A 21,663-nucleotide genomic window follows, 5' to 3' on the forward strand; every position below is an offset into this window, starting at 1 on the left:
CCGAGTTTGGCATCCGCGCTTGCGATATCAGTAAGCTGCATAATGCAGCTGTTTTACTATGGATAGTCTGCCGGACGCAGTGCCGGCTAACGGCACTGCTTGTGTTCATCAAGCATAGAACAGCTTTCACCACCCGTCCTTGCTGAACCACCAACTTCTGCCTTGAAACTCCCCGGTCGCACCAAATATAATCAAATTCTCGTAGTGTTTTTACTACGCATTACCCATAAATTTGGATCGAAACCCGAGACCTTCCGACAAACCACAAAGATAATTACGATTAGTTACGTAATAATGCCCTTTTTTCCACCGTCAAACAACCTGACCCCGACCAACGTCTTAGAGCCAGCAGTTCGCCTCTTATCCTTATTGGGCTAAGCATTATAGGCATGGGAAATAGCGGTTAAAATTTACACATTCCCAACATCTTCAATAGCTTAAAAACCAAACCAGAAAAATTTACGATCGTCTCTGCCGCTTCTTTTATTAGATCTGAAACTAAACAGCAATTTATGTATACTCCTCTGCCGATTTTTTGACCATTGGAGCGGTGTCATTTTCGCCCTTCTGCATTTTCAGACTTTCAACCACAGAGGGCGAACCATGAACTCCATCGTTACCTTTCCCAACCGAATTCCCACCACGGAATTCGAGGAACGACGCTTCAAGGTTTACACAGACCGCCAACTAGACAAGATTGAGGTTATCCAGAGCCTGCCGGAAGACACCCTGTTTGAAATGAAGGTGGTCGCAAGCGTGTTGCCCTTCCGGGTGAACGAGTATGTGATCAACGAACTGATCAATTGGGACAAGGTACCCAACGACCCCATCTATCAATTGGTATTCCCGCAGAAAGGCATGCTCAAAGATGAACACTTTGAGCGCATGGCTCACATGCACCGGGACGGCGCCGATAAAAAAGAGATTCAGGCCGTCGCAAAAGAAATCCGTGATGAGCTAAACCCCCACCCGGCTGGCCAGATGGAAATGAATATGCCGGAACTGGAAGGTGAAGTGCTCGACGGCGTGCAACACAAGTACCGCGAGACGGTGCTGTTCTTCCCTGCACAAGGCCAGACATGCCACTCCTATTGCACCTTCTGCTTCCGCTGGGCGCAGTTCGTGGGCGATAAAGACCTGAAAATGTCGAGTACCGAGGCCGACAAGCTGCACGGTTACTTGCAGGAGCACACCGAAGTAACCGATTTGCTGGTGACCGGTGGTGACCCCATGGTGATGAAAACCAAGAGCCTGGCTCAGTACCTTGAGCCGCTATTGCAGCCAGAGTTCGATCATATTCAAACTATCCGCATCGGCACCAAGGCCCTGACCTTCTGGCCATACCGTTTTGTGACGGACAAGGATGCGAACGAGCTGATTGATCTGTTCGCAAGACTTGTGGACGCAGGCAAGCACGTTGCGATTATGGCGCATTACAACCACTGGCAGGAAATCACGACCGACATCGCCGAAGAGGCTATCCGCCGCATCCGCGCAACCGGAGCGGAGATTCGTGCACAGGGCCCGCTGATCAAACATGTGAACGACAGTGCAGACGCCTGGGCCAGGCTTTGGAAAAAAGAAGTGCAGCTTGGCATCATCCCCTACTACATGTTTGTAGAGCGTGACACAGGCGCCAAGAACTACTTTGAAGTGCCGCTGGCGGAAGCTTTTGAGATTTATCGCGAAGCCATGAAAAAAGTCAGCGGTCTGGCTCGCACCGCTCGTGGCCCCAGCATGAGTGCCGGGCCAGGCAAAGTGGAGATACAAGGGATAGCCGATGTGAGCGGCGAGAAAGTTTTTGTACTGCGCTTTCTACAGGGCCGCAATCCGGACTGGGTTCAGCGCCCGTTCTTTGCCAAGTACAGCGAAACCGCAACCTGGCTGCACGAGTTGGAGCCAGCCTTTGGTGAGGAGACGTTTTTCTTTGAAGATGGGTTTGAGCAAATGAAGAAGGGAAATAGCTGAAGCCTTCCGACTTCAATCGCTGAACAAAAACGGGGGCGCCGAGAGGCGCCCCCGTTTTTGTTTCTGACTGATTTACGATCAATGCATCAGCGTATAAAGCTTGCGCCTATAAATACGCACGTCCGGATTGCTGTTGCCCAGCTTCTCAAATAACTCAACCAGCGTGGTTTTGGCCACCTCATCTTTGTATTTGCTATCTGCCTGCATCAGACGAACCAGTAACTCCATCGCATCGGCATTGTTTTCCTGCAACACTCTATGAAGTGCCAGCAGGTGCAAGGCGTTGGGGTCTTTCGGATTCTGTTCCAGCGCCATCTCCAGATCCTTTGCGGGCGGAAGCTCTGCAGACTGCTTCAAAAACTTTATTCTGGCCGCCAACTGCTTTGCCTGGTGCTGCAGTTTTTCCTCTGGTGGCAGGCTTTCAAGCACCTGCTCAGCGGTTTCAAGATCTCCGGATTCAGCTTTCAACTGAGCCAGATCAATCAGCACTTTGAGGTTCTCAGGGTCTTCGCGGTTCATATCGGAGAGGATTTCCAGCGCTCCGTCGATATCGCCCTCTTCCCATATTCGATGGGCTTTATCGTAAGAATCTTCCTCAGGAAGCGCTGCGGGCAAACCCACATGCTTCTCCAGCACCTTGCGAATTTCACTTTCTGGCAGCGCTTCGCTAAAACCATCAACCGCCTGGCCATCTTTCACCAGAATAATCGTGGGCAGGCTGCGTACGCCCAAACTGGCTGTGAGCTCCTGCTGCTCATCCGCATTAACCTTCGCAAGCCGGAATGCCCCCTGATACTCCTGTGCCAATTTTTCCAACACGGGCATAAGCTGCTTACAGGGCGCGCACCACTCAGCCCATACATCCACAATGACGGGTGCAACCGAGGATGCATCCATGACCTCCTGCTGGAAGTTTTCCATGGTGGCTTCAAATATATGGGGAGAACTGCTCATGTCGGGCACCTGAAATGTTCATTAAGAGTTAAAGCCTAGATGGGGCACGCGGGGCCGGAATTCAAGAGCGTCAAATCAACGCATTAGTCGCAACTATGCTTGAAAATGGGACTTTAGGCTCTAGTTAGTAAAGAGACACTTCTCCTATCAGGAAGCAGATACGGCATGAACCACGACAAAGACAGCGACTCGCTGGCAGAGTTCGAAGAAGACCTTACCGAATACATCGGCAAGAACGAACACAGCAAGGATCTTGCCCTCCCCCAGCAATCCATGCCCAAACGGATGTATGTACTGCCTGTCTCGAACCGGCCTTTTTTTCCGGCACAGGTGCAACCCGTCGTGGTCAACCAGAACCCGTGGCAGGAAACACTCAAGCGCGTTAGCGAAACCGATCACAAAATGCTCGGCATCTGCTTTGTGGATGATCAGCAGCCCGGGCAGAGGGTGCCCCAGAGCAGTGAGCTGGCCACCGTTGGCTGCGCAGTGCGCATCCATCACGCGCAAAACAAAGACGGTAATGTTCAGTTTATTGCGCAGGGTTTGCAGCGTTTTCGCATTGTGCAGTGGTTGCGCCGCAAGCCTCCGTATCTGGTGGAGGTAGAGTACCCGCAAGAGCCTCAGGAAGATGCGGATGAAACCAAGGCCTATACCCTGGCAATCATTAGTGCGATCAAAGAACTCCTTCGTACCAACCCGCTGTATGGCGAGGAAGTAAAGCAATACCTCTCGCGTTTTGGCCCTGAAGACAGTTCACCGCTGACAGATTTTGGCGCCTCCATGACCAGCGTTCCCGGCAAGGAACTGCAGGATATCCTGAACACGGTGCCGTTGCTGAGGCGCATGGAAAAAGTGCTTTTGTTGATGCGCAAAGAGCTGGAGGTGGCGCGCCTGCAGTCTGAAATCAGCGAAGAAGTGAACGAGAAGGTGCAAAAGCATCAACGTGATTTCTTCCTGAAAGAACAGCTCAAAGTTATCCAGCGCGAGCTTGGGATGTCGAAAGACGACAAAACGGCAGACGCCGAGCGCTTTGAAACCCGAATGGCCGAGCTCAAGCCCCCAGAGGCCGTGCAGGAACGATTCGCGGAGGAATTGCAGAAGTTGCAGATTCTGGAACAGGGCTCGCCGGAGTATGGCGTCACCCGCAATTATCTGGACTGGCTGACTCATGTACCCTGGGGCGTGCACTCCGAAGATCAATTTGATTTGGCCAAGGCCCGCAGCACACTGAACCGCGATCACGACGGCCTTGGCGATGTAAAAGACCGGATTATCGAATTCCTGGCAGAGGGTACGTTCAAGGGCGAAATCAGCGGGTCCATTCTTCTGCTTGTTGGCCCGCCGGGCGTGGGCAAAACATCAATAGGCCATTCCGTCGCGGACGCGCTCGGGCGTAAATTCTATCGCTTCAGCGTTGGTGGCATGCGTGACGAAGCCGAGATCAAGGGCCACAGGCGTACTTACATCGGAGCGATGCCGGGCAAGTTTGTACAGGCTCTGAAAGACACCAAAGTTGCCAACCCCGTCATCATGCTGGACGAGATCGACAAAATTGGCGCCTCTTACCACGGCGATCCGGCCTCGGCTCTTCTCGAAACACTCGACCCGGAGCAAAACAAGGAGTTTCTGGACCACTACCTCGATGTTCGCCTGGATCTGTCAAAGGTACTGTTTATTTGCACGGCCAACCAGCTAGACACCATTCCGAGACCGCTTCTGGATCGCATGGATGTTATCCGCTTGTCTGGCTATATCGGGGAAGAAAAGCTGACGATCGCCAAACACCACCTGCTTCCCCGCCTTTTGAAACGGGCCGGGCTTCTGAAAAAGCAGTTCAACATTACCGATGCCGCTATTCGTCAGGTTATTGAAGGCTATGCTCGTGAAGCCGGTGTGCGGAGCCTGGAAAAGCTGCTGCACAAGATCATGCGCAAGGGCATCGTGAAACTACTGGAAGCCCCGAATGACCCTGTGAGAGTGGGCATATCCGATCTGCAGGAATACCTGGGCCAACCGGCCTTCCGAAAAGAAAAATCACTCAAGGGTACCGGCGTGGTCACGGGTCTCGCCTGGACGGCCATGGGCGGCGTAACCCTCAGTATAGAAGCCACCCGGGTGCACAACACTCAACGCGGTTTCAAGTTAACCGGGCAGCTTGGCGATGTGATGAAAGAATCGGCAGAAATCGCGCACAGCTATGTCAGTTCTAACCTGAAACGCTACAAGGGCGATCCCGGATTTTTCGACAAATCGTTCATACATCTTCATGTGCCAGAGGGCGCAACACCCAAAGACGGCCCGAGTGCCGGCGTCACTATGGCAACGGCCCTGTTGTCTATTGCCCGCAGTGAAGTGCCTCAGCAAAACACCGCAATGACCGGAGAATTGACCCTCACCGGACAGGTTCTTCCCGTAGGCGGTATACGCGAGAAAGTCATCGCAGCCCGTCGGCAAAAAATCAGCAATCTTATTTTGCCAGAAGCGAACCGCGGAGATTATGAGGAGCTACCGGACTATCTCAGGGACGGCCTGACCGTCAACTTCGCCCGGCATTACAACGATGTGTTTCAGGTGTGCTTTGGCCATAAGCCGAAGACGGGGTCGTCCGTTCACTGACGCGAAAAAGAGAAAGAAAAGCTTATGCTTTTTCTTTCTCTTTCCAGCCATCGTCCTTCAACATGGGGCCAACATCCAGCACCGGTGATGCATCTATGTGGTCCGCATCCATCATGTTCGCAACCCGCTGAAGAGACGCCAGAATCATGTTCTGCTCCCATTCATGAAGGCTCTGGAATTTTTTGATGAAGTCTTCCTGTAAAGGATTCGGCGCACGGGAGAGTATATCTGCACCATCCTCGGTTAGGTGCGCATGAACTTTGCGTTTATCCTGCGTACTGCGAACCCGATAAACCAGTTTTCGATGCTCAAGCCGATCAAGAATAGTGGTAACCGTGGCCTGACTCAGGCTGACTTTGTCGGCAATCGTGCCGATGGTAACCTCACCCAGATCACGGATTGTTCGCATGATTAACAGCTGCGGGCCGGTGAGCCCCGCGTTCTTGCTAAGACGTTTGGAATGAAGATCCGTTGCCCGGATCACCCGCCTCAGCGCTACCAGAACATGTTCATAATTATTCACTGTGTACTGCCCCGCTGACGCCTTTCGGCCGTTTGTTTACACCACTAACGATTAGAGGTCTTCGCACTCTCGAATGCAAGTCGCATTTCCCCCAATCTCCCCTGTAAATGAACCGGGAGCGATATGTAGAGCAATATCAGCCCCAAGCAGTTGCGTGACTATGAAAGCTTCCGCACACTGGCGTCCCCGGAGCATCTTGAGAAAAATACAGAAAACCCCCGGGATCAGACCGGCGGATGTTTAAAACTTAAAGAAGCCTCGGGCTAGCTTGACAAGTCTGGATGTGTAGTGTTTGTTTAGCTTTCTGAGAACATAAGAATAACCCTGAACCAAAACAGGACAGACACAATGACAACTTCACTGAAAAAACTCGTAATCGCTGTTAGCACGTCCGTTGCCCTCATGGGCGCCGGCCAGGCAACCGCAGACATCAAAATCGGTATTGCAGGCCCAATGACCGGCCCAGTTGCCCAGTACGGCGACATGCAATTTTCCGGCGCCCGTATGGCAATTGAGCAAATCAACGCCAACGGTGGGGTAATGGGCGAGAAGCTCGTTGGCGTCGAATACGACGACGTATGCGACCCCAAGCAGGCCGTTACGGTGGCCAACCGGATGGTTAACGACGGCGTCCGTTATGTTATCGGCCACCTGTGCTCCAGCTCTACCCAGCCCGCCTCAGACATTTATGAGGACGAAGGCATTCTGATGATCACGCCCGCCTCAACCAGTCCCGAGATCACCGAGCGCGGCTACGAGCTGGTCTTCCGCACCATCGGTCTCGACAGCATGCAGGGCCCTGTTGCAGCCAACTACATCGCGAGCCAGAACCCCAAACGCGTCGCAATCGTGCACGATAAGCAGCAATATGGTGAAGGCATCGCAACCGCAGTGCGTGACACCTTGAAAGAAAAAGGCGTCGAGATTGCGATGTTTGAAGGTGTTACCGCAGGCGCCAAAGACTTCTCATCCCTGGTCACCAAGCTCAAGCAGGCCAATGTGGACTTTGTTTATTTCGGCGGCTACCACCCAGAACTGGGCCTGATTCTGCGCCAGGCGCGCCAGGCTGATCTGGATACGAAATTCATGGGCCCTGAGGGCGTTGGCAACAAAGATATCAACACCATTGCCGGTGAAGCAGCGGAAGGGCTTCTGGTAACTCTGCCACCTAGTTTCGACGAAAAAGAAGAAAACAAGGATTTGGTAAAAGCGTTCGAAGACAAAGGTGAAGACCCTTCAGGCCCGTTCGTGCTGACGTCTTACGCAGCCGTTCAACTGGTTGCTGACGGTATCGAAGCTGCACAATCCAAAGACCCATTCGACGTTGCTGCAGCGCTGCGCAGCGGCACGTTTGAGACGCCTATCGGAACGGTCGAGTACGACAAAGCGGGTGACATGAAGTCATTTGAGTTTGTTGTATACGAATGGCATTCAGATGGCAGCAAAACTCCGGTAAACTAGGCCAAGTCATTAACAGACAGTAATCATGAGAACACCTTCTCACCGCGATCCGGGAGAAGGTGTTTTTCTAGGACCCTTTTGATCCTGCCTCACTTCCAGCCCGGCTACCCAGCGTTTGGAGTGTCTCAGGGGAGGGAACAGGCCTCCGGAGTCAAACAACAATGCAAGACCTCCTGTATTTCTCCCAGCAGCTCATAAACGGGCTGACGATCGGGAGCGCCTATGCCCTGATCGCCATCGGTTACACGATGGTTTACGGCATTATCGGCATGATCAACTTTGCCCACGGCGAGATCTATATGATCGGCGCTTATACCGCGCTTATCGCCATTACTGGCCTGACTGCGCTCGGCCTTGCCTGGCTTCCGCTGATTCTTATCGTTGCGCTTGTGTGCGCTATCATCGTTTCCAGCACCATGGGCTGGGCCGTGGAACGAGTGGCTTACCGCCCTGTGCGGGGACGTCATCGTCTGATTCCGCTGATTTCTGCAATCGGTATGTCTATTTTCTTGCAGAATTATGTTCATCTCGCTCAAGGCTCACGCAACATTGGTTTCCCCCTGCTTATTGAAGGTGGATTCAAATTTGGCTCTGACGGGCATTTCGAGATGTCGCTGTCTTATATGCAGATCACAATTTTTGTGACCACGCTGATCTGCATGACCGTACTTTCACTGTTCATTTCGCGCTCCCGCACCGGGCGTGCCTGCCGGGCCGTTTCACAGGACCTTGGCATGGCCAGCTTGTTGGGCATTGATACCAACCGCATTATATCCGCCACCTTCATAATCGGTGCGGCACTGGCCGCCGTGGCTGGCTTGCTTCTGGGCATGTACTACGGCTCGGTTGATCCTCTGTTCGGCTTTATCGCGGGGCTTAAGGCCTTTACCGCAGCTGTGCTCGGCGGCATTGGCAGCATTCCGGGCGCCATGCTCGGCGGTCTGATTCTTGGCGTCTCCGAAAGCATGACTTCCGGCTACCTCAGCGGCGAATACAAAGACGTCGTCTCTTTCGGTTTGCTGATACTCATCCTACTGTTCAAACCTACCGGCCTGCTTGGCAAACCGGAGGTTGAGAAAATCTGATGGCTTCCAACAATTACAGACACGCGGTGTTCTGCGCAATTGTCACACTGATTATCTCTTTCCCAATCCTCGGGCTTAACCTGGAGGCCCAAGGCGTCAACATTACCCTTACCGGGGCGAAAACGTCGACCATTGTTGCCATTTTCCTGGCCGCCGGAGCAGTGTTTGTTTTTCAGGCGTTCCGGGACTCGTTCTCGGGCCTGCTGGGTAAACTGCCGAAACTCAACCCGCTTGCAGACAAAGAGCCCATGGAGCAATCCAAGCGGGTAAAGCTTGAATCCTGGATACTGACCGGCATCGTGGTGCTTGCACTGTTCTGGCCATTTGTTGTGTCGCGGGGCTCAGTGGATCTGGCCACGCTGGTGCTGATTTACATTATGCTGGCCCTCGGGCTTAACGTGGTTGTTGGCCTCGCGGGCCTGCTGGATCTTGGGTATGTGGCGTTCTACGCGGTTGGCGCCTACACCTTCGCCCTGCTGTCACAGTACACAGGCATTTCGTTCTGGATGGCTCTGCCTCTGGGTGCGCTGCTCGCCGGCACGTTCGGGTTATTACTAGGCTTCCCGGTATTGCGACTGCGGGGGGATTATCTGGCGATCGTCACCCTCGGTTTCGGCGAGATTATTCGTATTTTGCTTAATAACTGGACATCGTTGACCGGTGGGCCCAATGGCATAGGCGGTATCCCCGAACCGACGCTGTTCGGTATGGAGTTCGGCCGACGCGTAAAAGGCGAAGGCAACACGTCTTTCCACGAGACGTTTGGCATTGCGTACAGCGGCGAACACAAAGTCATTTTCTTGTACCTGATCGCTCTGGTGCTGGCCGTTATTACCGCGCTGATCATTCGCCGCTTCATGCGCATGCCGGTTGGTCGAGCCTGGGAAGCTCTGCGCGAAGATGAAATCGCCGCTCGCTCGTTGGGCCTCAGCCGCACGGCCGTTAAACTCTCTGCCTTCACCATTGGCGCTTTCTTTGCAGGCTTTGCCGGCACCGTGTTCGCCTCCAAGCAGGGCTTCATCAGCCCGGAATCGTTCGTGTTCCTTGAGTCTGCCATCATTCTGGCGATTGTGGTTCTGGGTGGTATGGGATCGCAGCTCGGCGTCATATTGGCGGCTATTGCGGTGACCATCCTGCCGGAGCTGGCACGGGAGTTTTCGGAATACCGCATGCTGATTTTCGGCGCCGCCATGGTGTTAATGATGGTCTGGCGACCGCAAGGTCTGTTACCTATGCGCCGTATTCATATCAAACTGAACCGGCAGGAGTGACAGACAATGCTTGAAGTACAGAATCTGTCCATGCGCTTTGGCGGCCTGTTGGCGGTAGATCAGGTGTCACTGAACGTTCAGGAGCGGGAGATTGTTTCCATTATTGGCCCCAACGGCGCCGGGAAAACCACCGTATTCAACTGCATGAGCGGCTTTTACAAGCCTACCGGCGGCAAAATCCTTTTCGAAGGCAAGGAAGTACAAGGCAAGCCCGATTACCGGATTTCCCGGCTGGGGATGGTGAGAACCTTCCAGCATGTTCGCCTGTTCACTCAGATGTCCGTAGTGGAAAATCTGCTGGTAGCCCAGCACCGCCATCTCAACACCAACATGCTGGCCGGGCTTTTAGGCACGCCCAATTACAGAGCACGCGAACAGAAAGCACTGGATCGCGCCGCTTACTGGCTGGAACGTGTGGGGCTTTTGGAATCTGCCAATCGGGATGCGGGCAACCTGTCATACGGCCAGCAGCGCCGGCTTGAAATAGCTCGCTGCATGGTCACCGAACCCAAGCTGCTGATGCTCGATGAACCAGCCGCTGGCCTTAATCCGGCGGAAACCCAAGAACTCAATCAGCTGATCGTGAGCCTGAAGGAGGACTACAACGTTTCGGTGGTGCTGATTGAGCACGACATGAGCCTGGTAATGGATATTTCCGATCGGATAAACGTCATCAATCAGGGTCGCCCCCTGGCCTGTGGCACACCGGAAGAAATTCGCCAGAACGACGACGTGATCAAAGCCTACCTGGGCGAGGAATGAGAAATGACAATGCTTGTACTGGAAGATGTCCATACTCATTACGGTAAAATCGAGGCTTTGCACGGGGTTTCTGTTGAGGTTAAGCGGGGTGAAATCGTCTCGCTAATAGGCGCTAACGGTGCCGGAAAGACCACTCTGCTGATGACCGTTTGCGGCGCGCCACAGGCCACGTCAGGTCGCATAATCCTGGAAGGCCGGGACATCACCAGAGAGCCCACCGCCCAGATTATGCGCTCAGGACTGGCAATCGTACCCGAAGGTCGACGCATATTTTCCGGCCTGACGGTAGAGGAAAACCTGCACATGGGTGGTTTTTTCAACACCAAATCCGAGATCCGCCAAAGCCAGGCTTACGTTTACGAGTTGTTTCCGCGCCTGAAAGAACGTGAACAGCAGCGTGCGGGCACCATGTCTGGCGGTGAGCAACAGATGCTGGCCATAGGGCGGGCTCTGATGAGCCGACCAAACATGATTATTCTCGATGAGCCATCACTGGGCCTTGCCCCTTTGATTATCAAACAGATCTTCGAGATCATCGGTCACCTTCGCGACGAAGGCATTACTGTATTTCTGGTTGAGCAAAACGCGCACCAGGCACTGCACCTCGCCGATCGCGGCTATGTGCTGGAAACCGGCAAAATCAGACTTCACGATACCGGCAAGAACTTGCTTAAAAATCCGGACGTACAAAACGCGTATCTGGGGGGCTGAATTCGCCGTCGCAATACCTTGAAACCGGAGCCTGCTCCGGTTTTTTTATACCTCCGGCTTTATACTCTTGGCTACCGAGGCCCGTTAAATAATCTGTTAAAATCAAATAGTCACAGAAATGTAGACTTGCCATTATCGAATCTGCACTATACTGATTGTATCGGTCTTTGCACTTGTTTCCACAGGAATACGTCAGGGCCGTTACTGCATAGCCTGCATCAGGATCGGCTATGTTGATTTTGCGACGACTGAAAAATATACAAAGGAGTGGATAATGAAAAAATTGATCGCAGGTGCAATTCTTCTGGGTGCTTCTTCTATGGCCTTTGCCCAACCGGGCTGTGGCGTGGGCGCCATGATCTGGAAAGGACAATCCGGCATTGCTCCCCACGTACTGGCTGCAACAACCAACGGTTCGTTCGGCAACCAGACATTCGGCATGACCACGGGTACCCTTGGCTGCCAGACCAACGAGTCAGTGCAATCCATGGCCATGTACATGGACAGCAACATCGACAAGGTCGCCCGTGATATGTCTCGCGGTAACGGCGAAAACCTGGACACCCTGGCCGTTCTGCTGGGCGTTGAAGCAGCAGACCGCGGCGCTTTCAGCAAGGTACTGCAGGATAACTTCGCGGCCATTTTTCCAACGTCCGACACCACGTCCGGTGAAGCAGTAGACGCCATCGTCGCCCTGCTGGAAAAGAATGAGTCGCTGAGCAAATACGTAGCGGCCTGATAGCCCAATAGCAGGGATGCACCCGCGCCAAGGATGGCGCGCTTTCCCATTTATCATTCCCGATCTGATTGGAACCTGCATTTACCCATGGGCAACTCGCTTCGTATTGGGCCAGTGATGCTTTGGCTCATCATCAGTTTACCTCTGCAGGCTCAAGCGCGGGTTGCAGACAATCCGCTGCACCTTGACCCGGCCTGGCTCACCCTCATTCACTACCAGCCCGACCGATTTGGCGGTGGTTATACCAGTGAAGCCGATGATTCTGCGTTTTTTCTGAGCGCAGACGGCAAAACCTCTCCGAAAGCGGAATTGGAGGCAACCCTGAAGGCCATCCAGCAACCAGGAGATGGGAACGAACACGCACGATGCCGCTTTCCGGCAAGAGACACCTGGCTCCGCGAGCATCTTGATCTGCCAGCAAAAAAAGCAGATTGCCCAGCTTACAAAGAATGGACAGAAACCCTGAACACGCAAAGCGTTACGCTGGTTTTTGCCGCCTCTTACCTGAACAGCCCATCATCGATGTTCGGCCACACATTCCTGAGGCTGGACCCGCCGCAGAAAGATCAGCAAACCAACCTGCTGCTTGCCAGTACTATTTCATACGCCGCTGATGCCGCTGCCCATGACAGCGAATTACTGTTCGCCTACAGAGGCATTTTCGGCGGCTACCCGGGCATCACAACGGTGCAGCCTTATTACGAAAAAATCCGCCTCTACTCGGATATCGAACATCGGGATCTTTGGGAGTACACCCTGAATCTCGGCCAACAGGAAGTGGAGCTCATGCTGGCCCATGCGTGGGAAATTCGGGATATAAATTTCGACTACTATTTTTTCGATGAAAATTGCGCCTACCGACTGCTTGCGCTGATCGACATCGCCCGCCCCGGAACCAATCTACTGGACGAGGTAACCACTCACGCCATTCCGTCTGACACCGTTCGCTGGGTAGTCGACAAAAATCTGGTAAAGAACGTGCACTATCGCGCATCGGCGGCCAGCGCCGTGGCCCATAGTCTGTCGGCGCTACCCCCATCCAGCCAGACGCTTGCCGCCGCCATAGCCGATGGTTACGTAAAACCCGACAGCGACGAGGTGCTCGCGCTTCCACCCGAAGAACGGGCTCATGTGCTCGATGCCACTTACGATTACGTGCGCTACCGAAGCGAAGCAGACAGTTGGCCAAGGGAGATTGCGGCGCCACTCTCATACAACCTGTTGCGGGCTCGCAGTAAGATTGATGGCATTGCACCACTTGAACAACCACCAGAGCCGACAGTTCGTGACGATCAAGGCCATGATACGTTTAGGGTAAGCTTAGGCGTTGGGCAGCAGGCGCACCGGGAATTTACGCAATTGACGTTCCGGCCCGCCTACCATGACATTCTCGACCCGCCTGCCGGGTATCGCCGTGGCGCACAACTGCAGTTTCTTCGCCTGGATGCGCGCTATTACACCGACAACAACGAGCTGCAAATAGAACAGCTCACCGGCGTGGAAATCCGCTCCCTGAGCCCAAGGAATGCATTCTTTTCACCGTTATCCTGGCAAGTTGGCTTTGGCGCCCGTCGCACCGATACCGGGGAAAAACGGGTTTTGGCCCCGTATCTGGAGGGCGGTGCAGGCGGTAGCTGGAGCCTTGGCCTACGAACTCAGGCCTTTGTCATTGCCACCGCAGATGCGGAAATCGACGATGACCTGCGCCGTGGTTACGACCTGGCGCCCGGGGCCGATATTGGAGTGCTGCACCAGAGCAACCGATTCAGTTTCGCGGGCGGAGTAAAAACCAAAGCCTGGATCGCCGGCAGTCAGTATCGGCAGGATGAGCTGTATACCAAAGCCAGTTGGCACATTGGCCGCGAGTTCAGCCTGTTCGCCGAATTCACCCGTGTAGATCACTACGACAGGTACCAGAGCACATGGCAAGCAGGGCTGCACGCATATTTCTGAGGATTTCGTGGCTCAGAGCTTCAGGAACGAAAGCTTCCAGGCTGAAAACGCCCTTACTGGCACTGGGCGTCTTTGCCGCTGCGCTCCTGCAAAGCGGTTGCAGCAGCCTGTTCTTCTTTCCCGACCAGACCACCTACATAACGCCCGATCGCCTCAATCTCGAATACGAGAACGTTTATCTGGACACAACTGATGGCGAAACCCTTCATGGCTGGTGGTTACCGGCTGAGGGCCAGTCCAACGGCACCGTTTATTTCCTCCACGGCAATGCCCAGAACATCAGCAGTCACCTGCTCAACGTCGCGTGGCTGCCTGCTGAAGGCTACAACGTGTTCACGATCGATTACCGGGGCTACGGAAAATCCACCGGCGCGCCGGATATAGAAGGCGCCCTGCACGATTCCGAAACCGGCCTGCGCTGGCTGGTCAGCCAGCCTGATGCTCTGAGCACGCCCGTTTTCCTCCTTGGCCAAAGCCTTGGGGGCGCCCTAGGACTGAATCTCGCAAGCGAATGGGTTCAACGCAACGAAAAACCTGAACTCAGCGGTGTGATCCTTGACGGTACTTTTTCCGGCTACCGCCGGATCGCGCGTGAAAAGCTCGGGAGCTTCTGGCTCACCTGGCCATTCCAGATCCCCCTGAGCTGGACCATCCCGGACGAATACGAAGGTATCGACCAGATTGCGAACATCAGTCCCGTCCCCCTCATGCTCATCCACAGCGTCCGCGATGGCATCATTCCCTTCCACCACGGCCAGGCACTTTATGAAGCCGCCGGCGAGCCAAAGGAATTTCTGCAAACGGATACACCCCATGCGGCAACATTCATCATTCCTGCTTACAAACACTCTGTGCTGGAGTTTCTAAGGCGGGAATAATAAAAAACCCGCCAATCCAGAGGAAAGGCGGGTCTTTAGTAGCTGCTAGCGATCAGTCAGAAAAATCAGTCGGCTGCTCGCCTTCTTTCACTTCCTTCATGGACAGCTTCACACGGCCACGATTGTCCACATCCAGAACCTTGACCAGAACTTCCTGACCTTCTTTCAACTCGTCAGTTACGTTCTCGATCCGGCGATCGGAGATCTGGGAAATGTGCACCAGACCATCCTTGCCAGGCAGGATGTTAACAAAAGCACCAAAATCCACAATCCGCTCAACGCGACCCTTGTAGATAGCACCCACTTCGATCTCGGCAGTGATTTCCTTAACACGGTTAACCGCCGCCTGGGCCGCTTCCATGTTGTCTGCGTAGATTTTTACGTTACCGTCATCATCCAGATCAATAGACGCACCGGTCTCGTCACAGATTGAGCGGATCATGGAACCGCCCTTACCGATAACGTCGCGGATCTTCTCAGGGTTGATCTTGATGGTGGTAATGCTCGGAGCACGCGGAGAAAGCTCAGTGCGCGACTCGGAGATAACCTTGTTCATCTCACCCAGAATGTGCTGACGGGCTCCGTGAGCCTGTTCCAACGCAAGTTCCATGATCTCGTCGGTAATGCCCTGGATTTTGATGTCCATCTGCAGAGCAGTAATGCCGTCTTTGGTACCGGCAACCTTGAAATCCATGTCACCCAGATGGTCTTCGTCACCCAGAATGTCGGTCAGAATGGCAAACTTGTCGCCTTCCTTAACCAGACCCATGGCAATACCGGCTACGGCCGCTTTCAGCGGAACACCCGCATCCATCAGCGCGAGGCTGGAACCACAAACCGACGCCATGGAGCTGGAGCCGTTGGATTCCGTGATCTCGGAAACCGCACGAATGGCATACGGGAACTCATCCATGGTCGGCATAACCGCCATCACACCGCGCTTGGCCAAACGACCGTGACCCACTTCGCGACGGCCAGGGGTGCCAACACGGCCAGCTTCACCTACCGAATAAGGAGGGAAGTTGTAATGGAACAGGAACGGATCCTTACGCTCGCCTTCCAGCGCGTCGATTGTCTGCACGTCGCGGGAGGTGCCCAGCGTCGTCGTAACAATCGCCTGAGTCTCGCCACGGGTGAACAACGCAGAACCGTGAACGCTGGGCAGAATGCCCACTTCAATTTCGATCGGACGAACGGTTTTGTTATCACGCCCGTCGATACGTGGCTTGCCATCAATCACTTGCTGGCGAACGACTGACTTCTCGATCTTGCCGAAGTTCTTTTTGACGTCGTCTGCAGAAGGCTGGCCTTCCTCTTCGCCCGCAAGCTTCTCAACTGCGGCCGTTTTGATTTCGCCAAGACGCGCATAGCGAGCCATCTTGTCGTGAATGCCATAGGCTTCTTCGATAGCACCGGCAAATTCGGACCTGATCGCACCCAGTAGTTCGGTGTTTTCAGCGTCTGGCTGCCAATCCCAACGAGGCTTGCCGTTTTCAGCGGCAAATTCCTTGATTGCTGCAACCGCCGTCTGCATTTCCTGATGAGCGAACAGAACGCCGCCCAACATCTGATCTTCGCTCAGGCCCTTGGCTTCTGACTCAACCATCAGAACCGCGTCCTCAGTACCGGCAACGATCATGTCCAGCAGGGAGGTTTTCAGGTCTTCGAAGCTTGGGTTCAGGAAGTAGCCTTTCTCGTTGGTGTAACCAACACGGCTAGCGCCGATTGGACCCGCGAAAGGAATACCAGAAATCGCCAAGGCGGCCGAAGCGGCCAGCATAGCGGCGATATCCGGATCCTGGTTCTTGCTGGACGACATAACCGTGCAGATAACCTGCGTTTCGTTCATGTAGCCGTTCGGGAACAGCGGACGAATCGGACGGTCGATCAGACGGGATGTAAGTGTTTCTTTCTCTGAAGGACGACCTTCACGCTTGAAAAAACCACCCGGGATTTTGCCAACGGCATAGGTTTTTTCAAAGTAGTTAACGGTCAGCGGGAAGAACGGCTGGCCCGGCTTGGCTGTTTTGGCACCGACAACAGTACCCAGAACCGAAATATCACCCACGGTGACCAGAACGGAACCTGTAGCCTGGCGAGCGATACGGCCCGTTTCCAGAGTGACGGTTTCGCCGCCCAATTCAAATGATTTTTTACGCGGTTGCAGATCCACAACGAACTCCTGCGTTATCTGTTCAGAATGATGAAAGTGTGACCCTGAAAGTGCTCTGCCTGAAAGCTAACAGGCTGTTGCAAAACCCCGGCCAGGCCTTTGTCACGCATAAACTGCGTAACGCCCGGGCTTTCAACAACCTGCTATCAAATTTCGGCTTTCCAATACGACAGGAAACTCCGGATTCACTGAAATACATGATGCGGTGATGAAAAACACAACCGGCTGGCCCCCTTGGGAGCCCACCGGCTGGTGGCTGCAACCGAAAAATACGGAGCAGCCGTCAGGTCGCAAGACCGGACTTAGCGACGTAGTCCCAGGCGCTTGATCAGCTCCAGGTAACGATCGCCGTTCTTCCGGCGGAGGTAGTCCAGCAGTTTACGACGCTGGTTTACCATCCGGATCAGACCACGGCGGGAATGATGATCCTGCTTGTTGATCTTGAAGTGACCCTGCAGTTTGTTGATGTTGGCGCTCAGCAGTGCAACCTGCACTTCCGGGGAACCCGTATCACCATCAGCCTGCTGATAATCCTGAACGATCTGTGCTTTTTCATTGGCATCTAATGCCATAAATCACCTCATGTTTGCGATGCTGTTAAATCCGGCCGAACCGCGCATCTCTACAGCCCGGCTAAGCAGCGGTAAACTAGTGTTTGCCGCTGCTACTTACCAGACGACGAGGCACCAGTTCGGTTTCCTCGCCTTCCGGCAATGCTTCTGCCAACCCTACAAACCCTTCGTTGCCATAAATTCGCACGAAGCCCTCGTAGGCCCGGCCCGGTATTCTAACCGGTTGCCCGTTCAATATCGACACCAATGGCTGTCCTGACAAACGGTGCTCAGGAAACATGGAAAGCGCTGCATCCGGCGCAACAAGGAGGCTATCCAGGCTTTCGCCACGCTCCCGCATTGCCTCAAGATCCGGCACTGCGTGCACGTTGGCAAGAGTGAAGCCGGCGGCCAGCGTGCGTCTCAGTTCGATCACATGAGCTCCGCAGCCCAGAACCTCGCCTATGTCTTCAACGAGTGAGCGGATGTACGTACCTTTGGTGCACTTTACGGCGATGTCTATTTCGTTTTCACGCACGTCAAGCAAGCGCAACTCGTAAATGGTGACAGGGCGCGCCGGGCGCTCCACTTCAATACCCTCACGGGCATATTCATAAAGCGGACGTCCATTGTGCTTGAGCGCGGAATACATAGAGGGGATTTGCTGGATATTGCCCCGGAACTGCTCGAGCATTGGTTCAAGCACGTCTGGGGACAAGCCAGCCGGCACGGGTCTTTTTTCAACCACTTCGCCTTCGCTGTCACCGGTTTCTGTGCGCTCGCCGAGCCGCGCGGTTGCAATGTATGCTTTATCGCTGTCCAGCATCATCTGCGAAAACTTGGTCGCTTCACCAAAGCAAAGAGGAAGCACGCCGGTCGCCAGCGGATCCAGTGCACCGGTATGACCCGCCTTGGCTGCGCCGTAAAGACGTTTGACCTCCTGAAGGATACCGTTGGAGGTAATACCCAACGGCTTGTCGATCACCAGAATGCCATTAACATCACGGCCTTTGCGTCTGCGGCTCAAACGGTCGACTCCGGATCATTCGGGTTGTTATCGTTCTGCTCAACAGCTGTTTTATCACCAACCGCTTCACGGATAAGACTGTCCATTCTGCGACTGTAGCCCTGCAGCGCATCAAAGTGGAACCGAAGCTGCGGTATGACCCGCAGCTTCATCGCTCTTCCCACTTGGCCGCGAAGAAACCCCGCAGCCCTGTTCAGTACCGAGATCGAGTCCTTGACCTCCGGAGACTCAGCCGTGAGCTCCTCCGTGGTCAGCAGCGAGACATAAATATCAGCGTAGCCAAGGTCTTTGCTGACCTTGACTGCATTGACCGTTACCATGCCTAACCGCGGATCCTTGACCTCGCGCTGAATCAGCTGGGCAAGCTCTCGCTGCATCTGATCGCCAATGCGATCAATACGACTGAACTCTCTAGGCATCAGGCCCCCGTAGATTCGAGTTTACGCTCGACTCTGACACGGTCGAAGACTTCGATCTGGTCACCGACCTTCACATCGTAGCCTTTCACACCGATACCGCATTCCATGCCGTTGCGAACTTCTGGCACGTCATCCTTGAAGCGGCGCAGGGATTCCAGCTCACCCTCAAAGATAACCACGTTATCACGCAGTACACGGATCGGCTTGTTCCGATAGACATTGCCCTCGATCACCATGCAGCCAGCAACCTGGCCAAACTTCGGTGAACGGAACACATCGCGAACGTCTGCAATACCGATGATGTCTTCGCGGAATTCCGGTGCCAACATGCCAGTCAGCGCAGCTTTCACATCGTCTAACAGGTTGTAGATGATGCTGTAATAGCGAAGATCCAGGCCTTCCTGCTCAACCAGACGTTTAGACGCAGTGTCAGCACGCACGTTGAAGCCGAAAATCACGGCGCTGGTTGCCATCGCAAGGCTTACGTCCGTCTCGGCAATACCACCAACACCAGAAGACACAATCTTGACCTGAACTTCTTCGTTACCCAGATCCATCAGCGACTTGGTAATCGCCTCAAGGGAGCCGCGAACGTCTGTTTTAAGAACAACGTTAAGGGCTTTAACTTCATCCTTGCCCATGTTTTCAAACAGGTTCTCAAGCTTGGCAGCTTGCTGGCGCTGCAACCGCTGCTCGCGCTCACGAACGTGACGGAACTCCGCCAGCTCTTTGGCTTTGCGCTCATCGGCGACTGCGAAAAACTCGTCGCCCGCATTCGGCGTGCCATTGAGGCCAAGGATCTCAACAGGAATAGACGGTCCCGCTTCTTTTACTTGTTTGCCAGCTTCGTCAGTCATTGCACGCACTTTGCCGAAGCAGGCGCCTGCAACAACCATATCGCCCTGGCGCAACGTACCATTCTGCACCAGCACTGTCGCAACGGGGCCACGACCACGTTCGAGGCTGGATTCAACCACAACGCCCTGAGCAGGCGCGTCCGGCGATGCTTGCAGCTCAAGAATCTCAGCCTGCAGCAACACGGCTTCCAGCAGATTGTCGACGCCCTCACCTGAGTGAGCGGAGATCGGTACAAACTGAACGTCGCCACCCCAGTCTTCCGGGATAACGTCGATTGCCGCGAGCTCGTTCTTCACGCGGTCGGGGTCTGCCTGTTCTTTGTCCATCTTGGTGATGGCAACAACGATCGGCACGCCCGCAGAGCGGGCATGCTGAACCGCTTCTTTGGTTTGCGGCATCACGCCATCGTCTGACGCAACCACAAGGATAACGATATCGGTGCACTGAGCGCCACGGGCGCGCATTGAGGTGAAAGCCGCGTGGCCCGGCGTATCCAGGAACGAGATCATGCCGTGGTCGGTTTCTACGTGGTATGCCCCAATGTGCTGAGTAATACCACCTGATTCGCCTGAGGCCACCTTGGTGCGCCGGATATGATCCAGCAGCGATGTTTTACCATGGTCAACATGCCCCATTACACTTACGACCGGAGCACGTTTGGACTTGACCTGACCCTCAACGCTGAATTCGCTGAGCACACCTTCTTCGAAGGCATCGTCGCTGATCGGCTTGGCCTTATGGCCCAACTCTTCAACCACCAGAGTTGATGTTGCCTGATCAAGCGGCTGATTGATGGTTGCCATCACGCCCATGCCCATCAACGTTTTGATGACATCACCGGATTTGACGGCCATCCGCTGGGCAAGATCGCCAACGGTAATAATTTCGGGAACTTCTACTTCTCTGACCATTGGTTTGGTCGGCCTCTCGAAGCCATGACGCTTCTCTTTGGGTTTCTTTTTCGCACGCAGTGGTTTGCGCAACGTGGTGTCATCGTCGTCGTCCGAAATCACCAGCGGTTCGTCTGCGGAGCGACCACGCGGGCCACGGTGGCCGGCCTGCTTCTTCTTGGGCTTGCCATCGTCCGTTTCGTCGCCACGTTCACGAACTTTTTCTTTCTTTTTCTTCGGCTTCCGATCCTTGCCTTCGCCATCTGCCGGTGGCGGAATCGGCATATCTTCCGGAACGGTAACAGGCTTCGGCTCTGGCGCTTTTTTCGGCTCAGCTTTCTCGGTAACCACCTTGTCTTCAGCAACGGGCTCTTCTGCCTTTGCTGCTTCAGCCGGCGCCTCAGCACCAACCTCAGGGGTCTGATCAACTGCGGCACTTACGACCGGTTCTGCCTGCGGTTGCTCTGCGCTCTGCTCTTCATGAATCACTTCCGGAGCATCGGCTTCCGACTCGGCCGTCGGCTCGTCGCGTTTTATGTAGGTGCGACGTTTACGCACCTCCACATTGACGCTTTTTGCCTTACCTGCCTTGAGCGTGGTCGTGGTTTTGCGCTTCAACGTAATCTTGCGCGGCTCAGCGTCTGCTTCACCGTGGGTTTTTCTCAAATAGGCCAGCAACTGCTGTTTCTCATCGCTGGATACAGCGTCGCTTTCCGAGCGGGCCTTCAAGCCTGCCTCCACGATCTGCTTCAGCAAACGATCCACGGGAGCGCCTACATCTTCGGCCAGTTGTTTTACCGTTACTTCAGCCATATTGGTCTCCT

At 54.3% G+C, this 21,663-nt stretch carries 17 protein-coding genes; 10 read left to right on the top strand and 7 right to left on the bottom strand.

Features of this window, described 5'->3' with window-relative positions; translation table 11 throughout:
* Window positions 1-603 precede the first annotated feature (603 nt).
* Window positions 604-1,968: a KamA family radical SAM protein gene (locus ENI00_RS04020; protein WP_304099150.1), complete on the top strand. Its 1,365-nt coding sequence runs from the start codon at window positions 604-606 to the stop codon at window positions 1,966-1,968.
* 78 nt (window positions 1,969-2,046) lie between these two features.
* On the opposite strand, the gene trxA is transcribed toward ENI00_RS04020, so the two are convergent.
* Window positions 2,047-2,922, bottom strand: a complete 876-nt coding sequence (gene trxA / locus ENI00_RS04025; protein ID WP_304099152.1) for a thioredoxin — start codon at window positions 2,920-2,922, stop codon at window positions 2,047-2,049.
* A gap of 165 nt (window positions 2,923-3,087) precedes the next feature.
* Between trxA and lon the strand changes: the two genes are divergently transcribed.
* On the top strand, window positions 3,088-5,538 hold the full coding sequence (gene lon / locus ENI00_RS04030; protein ID WP_304099155.1) for an endopeptidase La: 2,451 nt from the start codon (window positions 3,088-3,090) through the stop codon (window positions 5,536-5,538).
* A 22-nt stretch (window positions 5,539-5,560) separates the two neighbouring features.
* On the opposite strand, the gene ENI00_RS04035 is transcribed toward lon, so the two are convergent.
* On the bottom strand, window positions 5,561-6,061 hold the full coding sequence (locus tag ENI00_RS04035; protein ID WP_304099159.1) for a MarR family winged helix-turn-helix transcriptional regulator: 501 nt from the start codon (window positions 6,059-6,061) through the stop codon (window positions 5,561-5,563).
* Between the two features lie 348 nt (window positions 6,062-6,409).
* Here ENI00_RS04035 and ENI00_RS04040 point away from each other — a divergent pair, with 348 nt between their 5' ends.
* From ENI00_RS04040 to ENI00_RS04075, 8 genes are all read left to right on the top strand, one after another.
* Entirely contained in the window at window positions 6,410-7,522 is a 1,113-nt protein-coding gene (locus ENI00_RS04040; RefSeq protein ID WP_304099162.1) for a branched-chain amino acid ABC transporter substrate-binding protein, read from the top strand.
* 161 nt (window positions 7,523-7,683) lie between these two features.
* Window positions 7,684-8,607: a high-affinity branched-chain amino acid ABC transporter permease LivH gene (gene livH, locus ENI00_RS04045; RefSeq protein WP_304099164.1), complete on the top strand. Its 924-nt coding sequence runs from the start codon at window positions 7,684-7,686 to the stop codon at window positions 8,605-8,607.
* Window positions 8,607-9,878 (top strand): high-affinity branched-chain amino acid ABC transporter permease LivM, encoded by a 1,272-nt coding sequence (locus tag ENI00_RS04050; RefSeq protein ID WP_304099166.1) that lies wholly within the window; start codon window positions 8,607-8,609, stop codon window positions 9,876-9,878. The genes livH and ENI00_RS04050 overlap by 1 nt, the downstream gene beginning before the upstream one ends.
* A gap of 6 nt (window positions 9,879-9,884) precedes the next feature.
* Complete coding sequence (gene livG, locus ENI00_RS04055) at window positions 9,885-10,640, top strand: high-affinity branched-chain amino acid ABC transporter ATP-binding protein LivG (RefSeq protein ID WP_304099168.1); 756 nt, start codon at window positions 9,885-9,887, stop codon at window positions 10,638-10,640.
* A 9-nt stretch (window positions 10,641-10,649) separates the two neighbouring features.
* Window positions 10,650-11,351 carry an ABC transporter ATP-binding protein gene (locus ENI00_RS04060; RefSeq protein WP_304099244.1) on the top strand — a complete coding sequence of 234 codons (702 nt, stop codon included), beginning with the start codon at window positions 10,650-10,652 and terminating at the stop codon, window positions 11,349-11,351.
* A gap of 274 nt (window positions 11,352-11,625) precedes the next feature.
* Complete coding sequence (locus ENI00_RS04065; protein WP_304099170.1) at window positions 11,626-12,090, top strand: DUF3015 domain-containing protein; 465 nt, start codon at window positions 11,626-11,628, stop codon at window positions 12,088-12,090.
* 87 nt (window positions 12,091-12,177) lie between these two features.
* Window positions 12,178-14,043 carry a DUF4105 domain-containing protein gene (locus ENI00_RS04070; protein ID WP_304099172.1) on the top strand — a complete coding sequence of 622 codons (1,866 nt, stop codon included), beginning with the start codon at window positions 12,178-12,180 and terminating at the stop codon, window positions 14,041-14,043.
* A complete protein-coding gene (locus ENI00_RS04075) occupies window positions 14,013-14,921 on the top strand; it encodes an alpha/beta hydrolase (RefSeq protein ID WP_304099175.1) in 909 nt (302 codons plus the stop codon). Before ENI00_RS04070 ends, ENI00_RS04075 begins: the two co-directional genes overlap by 31 nt.
* 52 nt (window positions 14,922-14,973) lie before the next feature.
* Here the strand turns inward: ENI00_RS04075 and pnp are convergent, their stop codons facing one another.
* The 5 genes from pnp to infB all read right to left on the bottom strand — a co-directional run bounded on the left by pnp (window position 14,974) and on the right by infB (window position 21,652).
* Window positions 14,974-17,088 carry a polyribonucleotide nucleotidyltransferase gene (gene pnp, locus ENI00_RS04080; RefSeq protein WP_304099247.1) on the bottom strand — a complete coding sequence of 705 codons (2,115 nt, stop codon included), beginning with the start codon at window positions 17,086-17,088 and terminating at the stop codon, window positions 14,974-14,976.
* Between the two features lie 308 nt (window positions 17,089-17,396).
* Window positions 17,397-17,666 (bottom strand): 30S ribosomal protein S15, encoded by a 270-nt coding sequence (gene rpsO, locus ENI00_RS04085; protein WP_304099177.1) that lies wholly within the window; start codon window positions 17,664-17,666, stop codon window positions 17,397-17,399.
* Window positions 17,667-17,742: 76 nt separating this feature from the next.
* On the bottom strand, window positions 17,743-18,672 hold the full coding sequence (gene truB / locus ENI00_RS04090) for a tRNA pseudouridine(55) synthase TruB (protein WP_304099180.1): 930 nt from the start codon (window positions 18,670-18,672) through the stop codon (window positions 17,743-17,745).
* Window positions 18,669-19,091, bottom strand: coding sequence for a 30S ribosome-binding factor RbfA (gene rbfA, locus ENI00_RS04095; RefSeq protein ID WP_304099181.1), 423 nt, complete (start codon window positions 19,089-19,091; stop codon window positions 18,669-18,671). Before rbfA ends, truB begins: the two co-directional genes overlap by 4 nt.
* Entirely contained in the window at window positions 19,091-21,652 is a 2,562-nt protein-coding gene (infB, locus tag ENI00_RS04100) for a translation initiation factor IF-2 (protein WP_304099184.1), read from the bottom strand. Before infB ends, rbfA begins: the two co-directional genes overlap by 1 nt.
* Window positions 21,653-21,663 lie beyond the last annotated feature (11 nt).

The sequence above is a fragment of the Marinobacter antarcticus genome (assembly GCF_011049865.1).
Taxonomy (GTDB): domain Bacteria; phylum Pseudomonadota; class Gammaproteobacteria; order Pseudomonadales; family Oleiphilaceae; genus Marinobacter; species Marinobacter antarcticus_A.